Annotated in this window: 11 protein-coding genes and 1 tRNA gene; 3 read left to right on the top strand and 9 right to left on the bottom strand. The window is 73.3% G+C overall.

Going from position 1 to position 15,692, the window contains the following annotated elements:
• Together GSY69_RS14740 and GSY69_RS11995 are read right to left on the bottom strand one after the other, a co-directional pair.
• The coding region (locus GSY69_RS14740) for a threonine/serine exporter family protein (protein ID WP_160954078.1) at window positions 1-1,941 on the bottom strand (1,941 nt) is incomplete at its 3' end.
• Window positions 1,938-3,233, bottom strand: coding sequence for an amidohydrolase (locus GSY69_RS11995; protein ID WP_160954077.1), 1,296 nt, complete (start codon window positions 3,231-3,233; stop codon window positions 1,938-1,940). The genes GSY69_RS14740 and GSY69_RS11995, both read right to left, overlap by 4 nt.
• A 286-nt stretch (window positions 3,234-3,519) precedes the next feature.
• Here GSY69_RS11995 and GSY69_RS11990 point away from each other — a divergent pair, with 286 nt between their 5' ends.
• Window positions 3,520-4,452 (top strand): SGNH/GDSL hydrolase family protein, encoded by a 933-nt coding sequence (locus GSY69_RS11990; RefSeq protein ID WP_160954076.1) that lies wholly within the window; start codon window positions 3,520-3,522, stop codon window positions 4,450-4,452.
• A gap of 86 nt (window positions 4,453-4,538) precedes the next feature.
• On the opposite strand, the gene GSY69_RS11985 is transcribed toward GSY69_RS11990, so the two are convergent.
• From GSY69_RS11985 to GSY69_RS11960, 6 genes are all read right to left on the bottom strand, one after another.
• Window positions 4,539-6,038, bottom strand: coding sequence for an NCS2 family permease (locus GSY69_RS11985; protein WP_160954075.1), 1,500 nt, complete (start codon window positions 6,036-6,038; stop codon window positions 4,539-4,541).
• Between the two features lie 107 nt (window positions 6,039-6,145).
• Window positions 6,146-7,237 carry an SPFH domain-containing protein gene (locus GSY69_RS11980; RefSeq protein ID WP_160954074.1) on the bottom strand — a complete coding sequence of 364 codons (1,092 nt, stop codon included), beginning with the start codon at window positions 7,235-7,237 and terminating at the stop codon, window positions 6,146-6,148.
• 303 nt (window positions 7,238-7,540) lie between these two features.
• Window positions 7,541-8,554, bottom strand: coding sequence for an alcohol dehydrogenase AdhP (gene adhP / locus GSY69_RS11975; RefSeq protein WP_160954079.1), 1,014 nt, complete (start codon window positions 8,552-8,554; stop codon window positions 7,541-7,543).
• A gap of 503 nt (window positions 8,555-9,057) precedes the next feature.
• Window positions 9,058-9,134, bottom strand: a tRNA-Thr gene (locus GSY69_RS11970).
• A gap of 127 nt (window positions 9,135-9,261) precedes the next feature.
• Complete coding sequence (locus tag GSY69_RS11965; RefSeq protein ID WP_160954073.1) at window positions 9,262-10,143, bottom strand: DsbA family protein; 882 nt, start codon at window positions 10,141-10,143, stop codon at window positions 9,262-9,264.
• A gap of 88 nt (window positions 10,144-10,231) precedes the next feature.
• Entirely contained in the window at window positions 10,232-12,211 is a 1,980-nt protein-coding gene (locus GSY69_RS11960) for a serine/threonine-protein kinase (protein ID WP_160954072.1), read from the bottom strand.
• 67 nt (window positions 12,212-12,278) lie between these two features.
• Between GSY69_RS11960 and GSY69_RS11955 the strand changes: the two genes are divergently transcribed.
• Window positions 12,279-13,901, top strand: coding sequence for an alpha,alpha-trehalose-phosphate synthase (UDP-forming) (locus tag GSY69_RS11955; protein ID WP_160954071.1), 1,623 nt, complete (start codon window positions 12,279-12,281; stop codon window positions 13,899-13,901).
• Window positions 13,898-14,806 (top strand): trehalose-phosphatase, encoded by a 909-nt coding sequence (locus GSY69_RS11950; RefSeq protein ID WP_160954070.1) that lies wholly within the window; start codon window positions 13,898-13,900, stop codon window positions 14,804-14,806. The genes GSY69_RS11955 and GSY69_RS11950 overlap by 4 nt, the downstream gene beginning before the upstream one ends.
• Here GSY69_RS11950 and GSY69_RS11945 read toward each other — a convergent pair.
• Window positions 14,746-15,692 (bottom strand): substrate-binding domain-containing protein (locus GSY69_RS11945; RefSeq protein ID WP_160954069.1); only part of this gene is annotated, 947 nt, incomplete at its 5' end. The two genes, GSY69_RS11950 and GSY69_RS11945, sit on opposite strands and share 61 nt — an antisense overlap.

Genomic DNA, 15,692 nt, shown 5'->3' with positions numbered 1-15,692 from the left:
GCCCGCGGCGCCCTCGGACTCCGAGCCCGCGCCGCCGGCCCTGCCCGCGGCCCGCTTGCGCAGGCGGCGGCGCAGCGGGCGGGCGAGGAAGACGCCGAGCGACGCCCCGACCGCGATCGCGGAGTTCGCCGTGATCGCCGCGAAGAGCGCGGAGAGCCCGAGTGACAGCGAGACGTCGTCCTGGATCATCTGGTAGACGGCGGTGAAGACGCTCATGCCCTGCAGGAGCGGGTAGATGCCGGGAATGAGGAGCGCCACGGTGGGCGCGGAGACGCGCTCGCCAATGAGCCGGGCGAGGAACCCCACGGCAGTGGCCGCTATGAGGCAGGTGACGATGTTGCCCAGGCCGCCGAGCGTGCACGCGACGTTGATGACGAAGCCCACGAGGCCGATGCCGGCGGCCGGCAGCACGAAGCGGCGGTTGACCTGCAGGCCCACCGCGCCGCCGATGCCCACGAGGAGCGCGGCGAAGAGCGCCACGATCGTCGTGAGGACCTCGACGCCGCTCGAGCGCACCACCACCTCGAAGCTCTCGAGGTTGAACAGGCCGCCCAGCTTGAGGCCCAGCGCGACCCCGCTGACGATGCCCGCGATGGTCATGAGGACCCGGACGGCGCGCGCGGCGGCGGTGAGGGGAAACTGCGTGAGCGCATCGTCCACGGCGGAGAGGATCGTCTGGGTGGGCAGCAGCAGCACGATGCCGCCGGCCACGACGTACTGCGGGCTGTGGACGAGGTTGAGCGTCCATGCGAGCATCGCGATGATCGTGGTGAACGCGGCCTGCGCGGTCGTGATGAAGAACCCGGGCAGGCCGGTGCGCCCCAGCCGGGCGCCGAACCACGAATTCAGCAGGCCCATCGCGAAGCCCAGCAGCGAGGAGACGAGGGAGCCGCCGATGAGGTTGATGAACGAGGCGACCATGACGCCCCACGCCAGCTGCGAGAACCAGTCGGGGTAGGGCCTGCGCTGCCGGCGGATCGCGTCGAAGCGGTCACGGGCGTCGTCGTAGCTCAGCTTGCCCTGGACCATGTCCGCGACGAGGCGGTGGATCGAGGCGAGCTTCGCGTAGTTCGTCGACTCCTCCCGGCTGACCCGCACGACCGTGTAGAGCCGGCCCTCGGGATCCGAGTAGTGCACCGTGAGCGCGGTGGAGGTGAGGTCGACCTCCGCGTCCGGCAGGCCCATGGCCGCGCACGTCGCGACGACGGCGATCTCCACGTCCGAGCTGCCGCTGCCGGCGCGCAGCATGAGCGCGCCGATGTCGACGGCGAGGTCGAGGATCATCCGGGCCTCGGCCTCGGACTTCGCCGCCGCCTCGACCGGCGCCTGATAGGAGGTGCCCTGGAGGACGGCGACGATCGGGATGGGGGCGGTCGTGGGCGCCGGGTCCGCGACGATGCGGTCGACCGTGCGCCGGGCGATGCGCTCGGCGGTGCGGCGGGCCGAGCCGTGGCCGCGCTGCTGCTCGCTGAGGCCCAGCAGCCGCTTGGCGCGCGAGGGCCTGCGCGGCGCCTGCCCCGGCCGAGCAGGCGCCTCGGTCTGCCCGGTCTGGCGCTCCTGCACCGCGGGCTGCGCCGCGGGGTGTGCGGCGCCAGGGGGTGCGGTGGCGGGCTGAGCGCTGGTCGTGGCCGCAGCGGTCGCGGCCGAGGCGGGCTCAGCGTCGGGCTCAGTCGCTTCGGGCTTGGCCGAGGCGGGCTTGGCAGGGGCGCGCCGGTCGGCGGCCCTGCCCGCGGCCGGCTGGCCTGCGGCGGGCTGGACCTCGGCCGCCCCGCCCCGGAAGACGGGCCGCACCACCGGCAGCTCGTCCGTGGCCGGGTCGGCGCTCGCGTTCGTGCTCGCGTCCGCGGCAGGGTCCACCTCGGGCGCGGTGGGCCGGTGCTGCCAAGCCCCGCCGGCGCCGCCGCGCGGCGGGTCCCCTGGCCGGTTCTGCCCCTGGGTCACGGCACGCAGATGGGGGTGGGGCCGAAGGGATCTGCGACCGCCGCCTCCCGCGCGCCGGCCTCGTGGGAGTAGACCTCCCGACCGTCGACGAAGACGCGCAGCGCGCGCGAATCCAGCGCGAGCGGGTCGCCGGACCACACGACGACGTCGGCATCCGAACCGGGCTCCAGCGTGCCGATGCGGTCCTCGAGCCCGAACATCTGGGCAGGCCACACCGTCAGCGAGGCGAGCGCGGCGGCGGGGCTGAGCCCCTCCTTGACCGCCAGCGAGGCCTCGTGGATGAGGAAGTTGATGGGCACGACGGGGTGGTCGGTGGTGAGGGCGAAGCGCACGCCCGCGGCCTCGAGCACGGCCGGCGTGGCCAGCGTGCGCTCGCGCAGCTCCACCTTGCTGCGGCTGGTCATGAGGGGCCCGACGATGACGTCGATGCCGCGCTCGGCGAGGAAGTCCGCGATGAAGTGGCCCTCCGTGCCGTGGTTGACGATGAGGCGGTAGCCGAACTCGTCGGCGAGCCGGACGGCGGTGGCGATGTCGTCGGCGCGGTGGCAGTGCTGGTCCCAGGCCAGGCGCCCCTCGAGCACCGCGACGAGCGTCTCCTTGCCCAGGTCCGTGTCGAACGCCTTCCCCTCGGCCTCCGCGCGCTCCTTGGCGGCGCGGTAGTCCTGGGCGGCGGTGAAGGCCTCGCGGATCTCGCGCGCCACGCCCATGCGGTTCGATGGGGCCTTGCCCTTCTCGCCGAAGAAGCGCTTGGGGTTCTCCCCCAGCGCCGATTTCACCGAGAGGTCCTGGCTGATGAGCATCTCATCGGCGATGCGGCCCCAGGTCTTGAGCGCAGCGGTGCGCCCGCCGATCGGATTGGCCGAGCCCGGCTTGATGAGCGCCGTCGTCACACCGCCCCGCAGGGCGTCGGCGAAGCCCACGTCGGCGGGATTGATCCCATCGAGGGCGCGCAGGGCCGAGCCGTCGGGGCGGATGGACTCGTTCGTGTCGTTGCCCGCGGGCCCCTCGCCGTCCTCGTGGACGCCCACGTGGCCGTGGGATTCGAAGAGGCCCGGGGTGAGCGCGCACCCGGTGACGTCGACGATGCGGCTCTGGCCCTGGGATTCCTCCGCCTCAACGGCCGCGAGGACCTCCGCGCGGGGCCCGACCCGCGCGATCCGGCCTTCGCGCAGGACCACCGCGCCATCGTCGATGGGCTCGACCAGCGCACCGTCGGCATCGGCAATCGGATACACCCGGGCCCCGACCAGAACGGTGGTGCGAACCTGCGGGACGGGGGCCGAGGTGTACATGCGCGCTTCCTCCAGGAGTGCCGGCGGGTGGGAGACGATGGTTCAACGGTAGTGGGTCGCTCCCGGCCCGCGCACCCCGCCCGGCCGCCTGCCAACCGAATGCCCGAAAAGTCCCACGCACCGCTCAGCGTGCGCGGCCTGCGGCACCGCCCGGCGCGGTCTGTCCCGCGCTGCCGAGCGCGAACCGGCCCCGGCCCGCCCGCCGGCCCGGGTCCGCACCCGGTCGTAGACTCGCTGCGGGCGCCGGACGTGCGCGGTGCCCGCGGCAGCGAAGGGAGCGGCACACATGACGCAGGCACAGCAGCCGGGCACCCAGTCCGAGCAGGCCCACGGAGCACCGGGCGGCGGTTCGCCGTCGGCGGCGCCCGAGGCACCGGTCGCCGCGGACCGGGAGCTGGGCACGATCCGCCGCTATGCCGCGCTGGGCGACTCCTTCACCGAGGGCCTCATGGATCCCTCGCCGGACGGGGCGCCGAACCGGTTCCTGGGCTGGGCCGATCGCCTCGCGCTCGGGCTCGCCGAGAGCCCCGTGGCCGGTCCCGAACTCGAGTACGCGAACCTCGCGGTGCGCGGGCGCCTCCTCGAGCGCATCATCGAGGAGCAGGTGCCGGCGGCACTCGAGCTCAAGCCGGACCTTGTGTCCTTCGTGGGCGGCGGCAACGACTGCCTCCGGCCCGGTGCCGACATCGACGGCCTGGCCGCCCAGCTCGAGCGCGCGATCATCGCGCTGCGCGCGGAGGGCATCCAGGTGCTGCTGGGCAACGGCTACGACACCCAGATGTTCACCCCGGTGCTGCGCGCACTGCGCCCGCGCGTGGCCATCTACAACTCGCACCTGTGGACGATCGCCCACCGGCACGACTGCTTCATGCTCGACCTGTGGGGCCTGCGCCGGCTCTACGCCAAGCAGATGTGGGCCGAGGACCGGATCCACCTGAGCTCGCTCGGCCACGCCACGGTGGCGGCCACGGCACTGGGCGTCGTCGAGGGCTCGACGCCCGCCGGCCGCGGCTTCCGGATCCCGCCGGCGCCCGCGCGGCGGGTGCGCCAGGCCGTCACCGAGGAGGCCCACTGGATGCGCACCCACGTGGGACCCTGGGTCAGCCGACGGCTGCACGGGACGAGTTCCGGCGACCTCCTCGAGCCCAAGTACGCCGGCTTCGTGCCGGTGAGCCGGCTGCCCGTGCCCGCCGATCCGGAGGCCCCGGGGCCCAGCTGAGGCCGCCGCCGCGGCCGCGCGGGGGACAGCCGGACGCTCAGGGCACCTCGGCCGGCAGAGGGCGGCACGAAGCGCGGGGGCGCCCCTCAGTGCTCGAAGAGCGCCTGGACCGGGCCGGAGACGAAGTAGAGGGCGAACAGCGCGGCGGTGACGTACATGAGCGGGTGGACCTCGCGCAGCTTGCCGCGGCACACCTTGATGATGACGTAGACGATGAAGCCCGCGCCGATCCCGTTCGTGATCGAGTAGGAGAACGGCATGAGGGCGATCGTGACGAACGCGGGGATCGCGAGCTCGAGGTCCGTCCAGTCGATCCGCGTGACCTGCTGCATCATGAGGAAGCCCACGAGGACGAGGGTGGGCGCCGCCGCCTCGCTGGGGATGACGCCGGCCAGCGGCGAGAGCACGATGGTCGCGAGGAACAGCACGCCCACCATGACGCTCGACAGGCCGGTGCGCGCCCCGTCGCCCACGCCCACCGAGGATTCGACGAACGCCGAATTCGACGAGGTGGCGCCCATCCCGCCGCCGATCGCACCGAGCGCATCGGCGACCATGATGCGCTGGGAGCCCGGCACATCGCCCCGCTCGTCGACGAGTCCGCCCGTGTTGGCCACGCCCACCATGGTGCCGAGGAGGTCGAAGAAGTTCGTCAGCAGCAGCGTGAAGACGGTGAGGACGGTGACGATGAGGCCCACGTGCTGGAACGAGCCGAGCAGGTTGAACTGGCCGAGCGTCGAGAAGTCCGGGGGCACCAGCCAGTCCTGCCCGAGCGTGGGGACCGTGAGGCTCCAGCCGCTCGGGTTGACCACCTCGCCGCCGGCGGACTTGGGGCCCACCTTCGCGACCGCCTCGATGATGAGCGCGACGACGGTGGCGCCGAGGATTGAGTAGAGGATCGCGCCGCGCACCTTGGCCGTCCACAGCACGAAGACCGCGAGCATGCCCAGCACGAAGACGAGGACGGGCCAGCCGGTGATGAAGCCGCCCTGCCCGAGCTCCAGGCCGGTGCCGCTGCCCTTCTGGATGAAGCCCGCGTCGATCATGCCGATGAGCGCGATGAAAAGCCCGATGCCCACGCTGATGGCGCTCTTGAGCTGGGCGGGGACCGCGTTGAAGATGGCGCGGCGGAAGCCCGTGATGACGAGCAGCAGGAGGATGATGCCCTCGATGACGACGAGGCCCATCGCATCGGCCCACGTCATGCCGGGGATGACGACGACGCCGTAGGTGACGAACGCGGACATGCCCAGCGCCGAGGACACGCCCAGCGGGAAGTTGCCGAGCAGGCCCATGACGATCGTGAAGATGCCGGAGATCAGCGACGTCGCGGCGGCCACCGCGGCGAGGTTCGGCTCGTCCCCGCCGCCCAGGAACCGGCCGGTGGAGTCCGGGGCGGCGCCGATGATGATGGGGTTGAGCACGACGATGTAGGCCATCGCGAAGAACGTCGCGAGACCGCCGCGCAGCTCACGGCCCACGGTGGAGCCGCGGGCCGTGAGGCGGAAGAAGCGGTCGAGCCCGCCGGCCGGGCGATCGGGGCCACCGCTGCGCTGCCGGTTCGTCGTCGGTGCGTCCTCGCTCATGTCCCTCTTCCCCATCGGCCGGGTGGGCGAGCGCGGCCTGCCCCGCGCTCGGCTGCCTCCCAGTGACCTCTAAGGGGTATCACACATGGCGCAGCCGGCGCGCGGGCTCAGAACTCCGGGGCGCGGTGGGGCTGCTCGGGCACGTCGCCCCGCATGTCCCCGTAATCGGGGGCCGCGCGCCGCTCGGCGGCCTGGCGCTCCGCCCGCGAGGAACCGCCACGACTCACCTGCGAGCGGGCGGCACGGGCATCGTCGCGGCTCTGCTCGTCGCCCTTGTGCGCGGCCTGCGTCGACAGCAGAGCGGTGCGGATCTCGGTGGTCAGGTCGCCCAGCGTGCCGGGGTTCGAGGGCAGGAAGAGGACGTTCGAGCGGCCGTTGCGGGCCACGTCCTGCATCGTGTCGAAGTACTGGGTCATGAGCAGCAGCTGCTCGGCCGTGTCCTCGATGCCGGCGCGGCGCAGCATCTCGTACTGCTCGGCGATGCCGGTGGCGATGGCCTTGCGCTGGCCGGCCACGCCCTCGCCCTGGAGGCGCTTGGACTCGGCCTCCGCCTCGGCCTGGGTGACGCGCTTGATCTTGTCCGCCTCGGCCAGCGCCTGCGCCGCGACCCTGTCGCGCTGGGCGGCGTTGATCGAGTTCATCGAGTCGCGCACGCGCGAGTCCGGGGAGATGTCCGTGACGAGCGTGTTGACGATGCGGAAGCCGTAGCGGGCCATCGACTCGGACAGCCGGTGCTCGACGCTCGAGGCGATGTCGTCCTTGGACTCGAACGCCGAGTCGAGCGTGAGGGTCGACAGCGAGGAGCGGACCGTGTCGAAGACGTACGAGCGGATCTGCTCCTCCGGGTTGGCCAGCCGGTAGTAGGCGTCGACGACGCTGTCCTCGCCCACGACGTACTGGACGGCCACCGGGACCATGACGAAGACGTTGTCCTTCGTCTTCGTCTCGATGTTGACCTCGAGCTGCTGGACGCGCAGGGAGATGGGCCGGGTCGTCGTCTCGATGAACGGCACCTTCGTGTTGAGGCCGGGCCGCGCGACCTTCTTGAACTTGCCGAAGCGCTCGACGATGACGCTCTCCTGCGTGTGCACCGTGAAGAAGATGCTGGTGCGCAGGCCGCCGAACAGCAGCACGGCGAGCACGATGAGGCCGACGACGAGGACGGCGAGGACGATGAGGACGGCAGTGACGGCCTCCATGGGGGACCTCCGGGTTCCCGGCGACCGCGGTGGCGCGCTGCCCGTGTGGCCGCCTGGCCGACGCGGGGCCGGCCCTTCGGGCAGCGGATCGTGTCTCCCAGCCTACGGGCCGCGGCACGGCCGCGGGGCGCCGCGCGGTTGCGGTACGGCAACGACTGGGCCACCAGCCGGCCTCAGGCCCGAGGCGCGGGGCACCCCTACCGGACCCAAGGTGCGGGGCACCGCAGCCGGACCCAAGGTGCGGGGCACCGCACCCGGGGCCCGAGGCACAGCGCGCCTCGGGCCCCGGGTGGGCTCACCGGCTCAGAATTCGATGACGACGCGCCCGTCGATCTTGCCGTGGCGCATCTCGTCGAAGACCGCGTTGATGTCCTCGAGGTCCCGGGTGTGGAACGTCGGGTGGATGAGACCGCGAGCGTAGAAGTCGAGCGCCTCGGCGAGGTCCTGGCGGGTGCCGACGATCGAACCGCGGATCGTGAGGCCCTTGAGCACGATGTCGAAGATGGGCGCCGGGAAGTCCCCGGGCGGCAGGCCGTTGAACACGATCGTCCCACCGCGGCGGGCCATGCCGATCGCCTGGCCGAACGCGTCCGGGTGCACCGCCGTGACGAGCACGCCCTGCGTGCCGCCGGTCTTCTCCTGGATCTCCGCGGCGGGGTCCCCGCTCATCGCGTTGACGGTGACCTCCGCGCCGTGCTTCTTCGCCAGCGCCAGCTTGTCATCGGAGACGTCCACGGCGGCCACGCGCATGCCCATCGCCACGGCGTACTGCACCGCGATGTGGCCGAGCCCGCCGATCCCGGAGATCGTCACCCACTCGCCGGGCTTGACCTCCGTCATCTTCAGGCCCTTGTAGACGGTGACGCCGGCGCACAGCACCGGGGCGACCTCGTTGAGGTCCGCGCCCTCCGGGATGCGGGCGGCGAACCGGGTGTCGACGAGCATGTACTGCCCGAACGACCCGTCCACCGCATAGCCGCCGTTGATCTGGGATTCGCACAGCGTCTCCCAGCCGGTGCGGCAGTACTCGCAGTCACCGCACGCGCTCCACAGCCACGCATTGCCCACGAGGTCGCCCACCTTCACGTCGGTGACGCCCTCCCCCACTGCCTCGACCCGGCCCACGCCCTCGTGGCCGGGGATGAAGGGCGGCTGGGGCTTGACGGGCCAGTCGCCCTCGGCCGCGTGGAGGTCCGTGTGGCACACGCCGGACGAGATGAGCTTGACCAGCGCCTGGCCGGGGCCCGGGGTGGGGATCTGCTGCTCCTCGTCGATGGTGAGCTCATCGCCGAACTTCGTGACGACCGCTGCCTTCATTGCACTCATCGCACTTCAACTCCTCCGCCGGCTCCATTGCCGGCCTCGCCGTGCGGCCCCGCCCGCTGCGGGCGGCGCCGGACTCCGGCGGTGCCCGTCCCCGGGGGGAAGCGAAGGGCGGATCCGCACCGCCGCGGATCCGGATGTCGGATCCACCCCCACCATAGGGCGCGCATGCACGTGCGCGCATGGGTTTACCGCAATGCGCGGGCGGGTTCTCACCGAACGGACCGTCAGCGGTCACAGGGCGGGATTCCCCCGTGCGCGAGTCTTCGCGCGGCCACCCGCGGCCGGGAAGCGCGGGGCCGCGCACTGGGGTGACGGGCCGCCGCGGCCCGGCGCGGGACCGGCCGAAGCCGAGGCACGTGCGGGGGCCGCGGGCGCAGGCATCGCCCCTGCCCCTGCGCCCGTTAGGTCATATGGGGTCACGAATCAGGGTTTCCCGGCAACTACCCTTGCAAATTTGATTTTCGTATTGTGCTGTCTGGCCAGCATAAACGCTGTGGAGCCCCCTACCGGATTCGAACCGGTGACCCTCTGTTTACAAGACAGATGCTCTGGCCAACTGAGCTAAGGAGGCGGACCGCACCCGGCTGTGCGGGGCGGCATCCCGGCCCGCGCTGTCCGCGACCCGGGCGGCCGGTGGGGCCGCTCGTGCAGTCTAACCGGCACGCCACCGGCGCGCACGGCACGGCCGGGCGGCCGGCTCAGCCCTGGATCTCCCCGGAGGCCTGCAGCACCTTCGTCGCGAAGGCGGTGGGATCGCCCCAGACGGACGGATCGACGTCCTCGCCGTTGATCTCCACGCGCGGTGTGCCCTGCAGCCCGTTCGACGTCGCGTCCTTCGTGCTCTTCTCCACGTACTTCTGGAACGTCTGCTCGCGCGCGCAGTCGGCGACGGTCTTCGAGGAGTCCTGCGCGATCTTCGCGTCGACGTCGACTCCGCCCTTCTTCGCGTTGGCGAGCATCGCGTCGTCGTCGAGGCCGTTGGACTGCTCCTCCGGCTGCCCGTCGAACATCGCCTTCGTGAAGTCGAAGAACTTCCCGCCCTGGCCGCTGTCCGCCACACAGGCGGCGAGGTTGGCCGCGCGGGTGGAGTACTGGTTGCCCTGCGACTGCGAGTCGAGGATGGCCACGGGCTGGTAGTCCACGGCGATCTTGCCCTCGCCGGCGAGCTTCTTCAGGGCGCTGCCGTTGGCCTCCTCGAAGCTCTTGCACGAGGGGCACTGGAAGTCCATGTAGACCTTGACCACCGCGGCCTTGTCGGAGAGCCCGGAGTCGCTGTAGGCGGCGAGGCCGTCCGGCACATCGTCGCCGGAGGCGCCCTTGGCGGCAACGGGCTTGAAGCCGCTGCCGTCCTTGACGAGCGTGATGCCGCCCTGGGAGTAGGCGTTCGGGCCGGGCGCGGGCCGCGCGGCCTGGACGAGGAGGATCACCACGACCACGATCACGGCGAGGACGACGGCGCCGATGCCGCTGAACAGGACGATCTTCGCCGTCTTCTCGCGCTTGGCCTGCGCCTGCGCGATCTGGCGGGCCTTCTCGCGCGCTGCGCGCCGGCGGTCATCGTTCGACGGGTTCTTCGCCATGGTTCCTCACGTCTTCGGCTGCTGAAACGACGCGAGACGCGCCGGCACCATCATACGCATCGGCCCTGCCCGGCCGCTGGGCGCGGGCTCAGAACAGGCGGGTGCTCGGCAGCCAGGTGAAGGGGTTGGTCGGCAGCGGCCACCACGTGACCGAGGCGCCGCCCCACACGGCGATGACGGCCAGCACCGCGATCGCGCCGAGCGCGACCGCGAGGATGAGGCCGCCCGTCGCGCTGCCGCGCACCAGGCCCGCGAGGACCGCGCCGGAGCCGCGGCGCAGGTTCGCGGCCCCGGGCCCGACGAACAGAACGAGGGCGCCCACCGCCGCCCCGGCCCACAGCGAGCACTCCTCCGAGTGGCCGCGCGGGATCACGCCCACCACATCGAGGCGAACGAGCACCGTCACCGCGATCGCGGCGGTGAGCGGCAGCAGCAGGCAGAAGAACGACGTGAAGAGCGCCGTGGCGAAGCCACCGGGCGCCGCCCCCCAGCCGCCGCCGGCCTGCGGTCCATAGCGCAGCGCGCGCAGCTGCTGCGAGCGCACGACGGAGCCCGCGGTGCGCGCCGGCAGCTGCCACAGGTACACGGCGGCCACGAGGAGCACCGGGGCCAGTGGCGTGAGGGCGACCCCCAGCGCGATGAGCGCGAGCACCGCCCACCGGCCGCGCCCGCGCCGGGGCCCGGCCGCGGCCTCACCGTACGGGTGTGCGCCCCCCGCCGCCGGGCCCTGCCCGGGCTGGGGGTAGGCCGGCACCCCGCCGGCCGCGCGATCGAGAGGCTGGGCGCTCCGGTGGTGCTGGGCTCCTCCGTGGTGCTGGGCATCGCTGCGCTGCTGGGCGTCGATGCCGAGCGCGCTGTAGCCGATGGGCCCGTGGGGGCCGCCCGCCTGCTGCGCGCGGGCGGCCTGGGCGCCTCGGCCCGGGTCCGGTGCACCGGAGCCGGCGGTCCCGGGGCCGGCCGGGACAGGTGCGGCCCCATAGCCGGTGGCACCGGCACCCGGTGCGGCGGAGTACGGGGGGCGGGCGCCGGGCACGGCGTCCTGGACGCGGGTGGCGGCGGCATCCGGTGCACCGGCGGCTGCGGCGCCCGGCGGGTAGCCGGCGCCGCCCGAGCCGTAGGCCGGGCCGGGGGCCCCGTAGCCCGCGGCGCCGTCCGCGGGCGCCGCGGCGGCAGCCGGGGATCCGGCCCCCGCCGACTCCTCGCGGGGCAGGATGTTCGTGGGGGCCTCCGGGATGGGGGCGATGCCCGAGCCGCGGCCGCCGCGCCCGCCCACTTGGGGCATCCGGCCGGACTCGATGTCGACGAGCGCGTCGAGGATCATCGAGCTCGACGGCCGCCGCTCCGGCTTGGGGTCGAGGCAGGCGCGCAGCAGCGGCACGAAGCGCGGCGGGGCGCCCTCGAGGTTCGCCCGCCCCAGGGCCACGCGGGAGAGGACGGCCTCGAGCGGACCGGACCCGTAGGGATTGCGGCCCGTCGCCGCGAACGCCATCGTCGCGGCCCACCCCCACCAGTCGGTCTTCTCCGAGGAGGCCTTGCCGTCGGCGATCTCCGGGCTCAGGTAGCCCGGGGTGCCCATGACGAGCCCGGTGGCGGTCACCTTCACCTCGTCGGCGGCCTGCGCGATGCCGAAGTCGATGACCATGGGCTCGCCGTCCATGATCATGACGTTGGCCGGCTTGAGGTCGCGGTGGATGACCCCCGCGGCGTGGACGGCGCTGAGCGCATCGAGGAGGGCGTGGCCGAAGTGGACGAGCTCGTCTTCGGAGAACGGGCCGTTCTCCCGCACGTCGTCGGACAGGGTCATCCCGTCGACGAACTCGGTGACGATGAACGGCTGCGCGGAGTCGAGCTCCGCGTCCAGGACCTCGGCGATGCGGGGGTGGCGGATCCGGCGCAGCGTGCGCACCTCGCGGGCCAGGCGCTGGCGGGCGGTGTCGTCGTGGGCGATGTGCGGGTGGAGGACCTTGACGGCCACGGGGCTGTTCTCCGCATCCATGCCCAGATGCACGACTCCCATGCCGCCGGAGCCCAGCTCCTCGATAAGGCGATAGCCTCCCAGTTCTTCCATGCCCACCCGATCCACACTACGGCAGGACCTACACTGCTAGGAGTCCGCACCGAAGACGAGGAGTCGCATGAGCAGTCGTCCCGATCGGCCGGCCCCGCGCCTCGAGCCCGTTCCCGCCCCGGCCGCCGGCGCCGACTTCGTCGTCGTCGCCAACCGTCTGCCGGTCGATCGCGACACCTCCGGTGACGAGCCCACCTGGCGCACCTCACCAGGAGGTTTGGTCACGGGCGTGGCTCCCGTCATGCGCTCGCGCGAGGGCGCCTGGATCGGTTGGGCGGGCATCGCCGATGAGGAGTTCGAGCCGTTCGACCTCGACAGCATGCACCTCGTGCCCGTGCGGCTGAGCTCTGAGGAAGTCGTCAGGTACTACGAAGGCTTCTCCAACGCCACCCTGTGGCCGCTCTTCCACGACGTCATCGTCCCCCCGGAGTTCCACCGCACCTGGTGGGAGGCCTACCAGCGCGTCAACGAGCGCTTCGCCCGCACCGCCGCCCAGACCGCTGCGGCCGGTGCCACGGTCTGGGTGCACGACTACCAGCTCCTCCTCGTGCCGGAGATGCTGCGCGCCCTGCGCCCGGACGTCTCGATCGGCTTCTTCAACCACATCCCGTTCCCGCCCTGGGAGATCTTCAGCCAGCTGCCGTGGCGCCGCGAGATCCTCGCCGGCGCGCTCGGCGCGGACCTCATCGGCTTCCAGCGCCCCGCGGACGCCGCGAACTTCCGGCGCGCCGCGCGCATCGACCGCGGGTGGTCGACGGCCGGCATGGACATCCGCGTCCCCGCGGACCCGGAGCGCGGCACCGCCGCCCATGTCTCGCGCGCGGCGGCGTTTCCCATCTCGATCGACGCGGAGGAGCTCGACGCCTACTCCCACGATCCCCAGATCATCGAGCGCGCGGCCCAGATCCGGCGGGACCTGGGCGATCCCGCCGTCGTCATCCTCGGTGTCGACCGGATGGACTACACGAAGGGCATTCGGCACCGGCTCAAGGCCTACGGTGAGCTGCTCGACTCGGGCGCCCTGTCCACCGACGACGTCACGCTCGTCCAGATCGCCACGCCCAGCCGCGAGCGCCTCGACCAGTACCAGCAGATCCGCACCGAGGTGGAGCTGGCGGTGGGCCGCATCAACGGCGAGCACTCGGGGCTGGGCAAGCAGGCCGTGCACTACTTCCACCATTCGTTCCCCCGCGCGGAGATGACGGCGTTCTACCTGGCCGCCGATGTCATGCTCGTGACCGCGCTGCGCGATGGCATGAACCTCGTGGCCAAGGAGTACGTGGCCTGCCGCACGGGCGACGACGGCGCGCTCGTGCTCAGCGAGTTCGCGGGCGCGGCCGATCAGCTCACCCAGGCGCTCATGGTCAACCCGCACGACATCGCGGGCCTCAAGCGCGCGATCCGGCGGGCCGTCGAGATGCCCAAGGCCGCCCAGCACCGCCGCATGCAGGCGATGCGCCGCCGCCTCGCCAAGGAGAACGTCCAGGCGTGGTCGCAGGCCTTCCTCGACGAGCTCGAGGAGCTCGACGAGGACAAGGGCGGCCAGGCGACCCCCGCCGCGGCCACCCCCGCCGCAGCCACAGCCGACGCCGGCCCCGGCGGTGCCGACTCCGCCGCGGTCGGCCCCGCCAGCACCGAGCCGGGCCGGTCAGCCGCACCGGCGCCGGCCCCGGAGGAGGGTACGGCGTGAGCGCCGACGTTCCCGGCCCCCCGCGGGCCGAGGCGCTGCGCGCGCTCGCCCACGCCCCCTCGCTGCTCATTGCCCTCGACTTCGACGGCGTGCTGGCGCCGCTGCAGGACGACCCCGCGACCTCCGCTCCGCTGCCGGAGTCCGCGCGCGCCGTCCGCCGGCTCGCCGCGCTGCCCGGCACCTTCGTGGGCTACATCTCCGGGCGCCCCCTCGAGGTGCTGCGCGAGCTCTCCCAGGCCCCCGCGCCGGCCGTGTTCGTGGGCTCCCACGGGGCGGAGGAGGACTTCTCCGCGCTGGGCGCCGCCGACCCGGGCACCGCCGACCGCGGCGCCGGCCCGGACACCGCCGATCCGCTCGCGCCCGATGCCGGCGAGCGCCGCACGCTCGCCCGCCTCGATGCGGCGTTCGCCGACATCAGCGGCGACGTCGACGACGATGGCTTCTGGATGGAGTCCAAGCCGCTGGGCCGGGCGTTCCACACCCGCGATGCGCGCCCCGGCGCCGCCCGCGCCGTGGGCGAGCGCCTCGACGAGGTCGCGGCCGCGGTCCCGGAGGCGCGCGTGGTGCGCGGCAAGGACGTCTACGAATTCACCACCCGCCACGTGACGAAGGGCGACGGCCTGCGGGCCATGCTCGCGCGCACGGGGGCGGCCGCGGCTCTCTACGTGGGCGACGACGTCACGGACGAGGACGCATTCGCCGTGCTCACCGGGGTGCCGGGCGGCCTGGGAGTCAAGGTGGGGGCCGGCGAGACCGCTGCCGAGGCGCGCATCGGGGCCCCGAGCGACGTCGCCGCGCTGCTCGCGGGGCTCGCGGACGCGCGCGCGCAGGCCGTGGCCGCGCCTCAGCGCGAGCCGGCGGGCGCCTCGGAGGCGCGCAGCACGAGCTCGGGGGCCACCGAGTAGTCGAGCCCGACTTCCGGGTCGGCGATGACCCGGTCGAGCTCGCGCACCGCGGCCGCGGCGATCGCCTCCCAGTCGAAGCCCACCTGCGACATGGGCGGGGAGAGGACGTCGGCATCGGGCATCTCGCCCACGGTCAGCAGCGAGAGGTGCTCCGGGACGCGCAGGCCCGCCCGGCCCGCCGCCTCGAGAATGCCGAAGGTGATCGAGGGCGCGCAGCTCACGACCGCGCTGCAGTCCTTGGCGAGCAGCTCCTGCGCCGCCTGCGCGCCCCCCAGCACGCCGGCGGCCGCGATGGCGACGGGCGCCTGATCGCGGCTGGCCATGATGTGCATCTCCGCGGCGAGCGTGCGCCGGAAGGCCGCGATCCGCGCATCGGCGGCGGAGTCCTGCGGGACGGCCAGCCCGATGCGCCGGTGGCCCAGGTGGACGAGGTGGCGCAGGGCCGTCGCGATGCCGCGCACGGAGTCGAGGACGAACTGGCGGGCCCCGGCGTGCGGCGCGTTCGACACCCGCACCACCGGCACGCCGGCGGCCTCGAGGGCGCGCGCCTCGCGCCCCGCGCTTCCCCCGCCCAGCACGATCGCCCCGCGCACCCCGGCGCGGGCCGCGGCCTGGGCGGCCGAGCCGATGCCCGGCCCGGTGAGAATCCGCACCGCGGCGCGCCCCACGTCGAAGAGCCGGCGCACGAGCGCGAGGTGCAGTGCCTCGAACGCGTCGACCTCCGTGCCCTCGGGGGCGTTCTGCACGACGGCGATGAGCGCGGGCGCCGCGCCCGCACCCGATTCCCCGCTGCCCGCCGGGCCTGCGGGGGCCGCCAGCGCGCCGGCGCCCGGGGCCTGCACCCCCAGCGTGCCCAGCGCGATCTCGACCGCCCGGCGGGCCGCCG

It is taken from the genome of Brevibacterium rongguiense, assembly GCF_009857845.1.
GTDB classification, from domain to species: Bacteria; Actinomycetota; Actinomycetes; order Actinomycetales; family Brevibacteriaceae; genus Brevibacterium; species Brevibacterium rongguiense.
Note: the sequence above shows the minus strand (reverse complement) of the source record. Positions and strands in the feature narration are given on the sequence as shown.

Bases quoted from the DNA above. Each gene is read 5' to 3' on its own strand.
- GSY69_RS11985 (WP_160954075.1), bottom strand. From the start codon at position 6,038: ATGAGCGAGGACGCACCGACGACGAACCGGCAGCGCAGCGGTGGCCCC.
- GSY69_RS11965 (WP_160954073.1), bottom strand. From the start codon at position 10,143: ATGGCGAAGAACCCGTCGAACGATGACCGCCGGCGCGCAGCGCGCGAG.
- GSY69_RS11990 (WP_160954076.1), top strand. From the start codon at position 3,520: ATGACGCAGGCACAGCAGCCGGGCACCCAGTCCGAGCAGGCCCACGGA.
- GSY69_RS11995 (WP_160954077.1), bottom strand. From the start codon at position 3,233: ATGTACACCTCGGCCCCCGTCCCGCAGGTTCGCACCACCGTTCTGGTC.
- GSY69_RS11980 (WP_160954074.1), bottom strand. From the start codon at position 7,237: ATGGAGGCCGTCACTGCCGTCCTCATCGTCCTCGCCGTCCTCGTCGTC.
- GSY69_RS11960 (WP_160954072.1), bottom strand. From the start codon at position 12,211: ATGGAAGAACTGGGAGGCTATCGCCTTATCGAGGAGCTGGGCTCCGGC.
- adhP (WP_160954079.1), bottom strand. From the start codon at position 8,554: ATGAAGGCAGCGGTCGTCACGAAGTTCGGCGATGAGCTCACCATCGAC.
- GSY69_RS11955 (WP_160954071.1), top strand. From the start codon at position 12,279: ATGAGCAGTCGTCCCGATCGGCCGGCCCCGCGCCTCGAGCCCGTTCCC.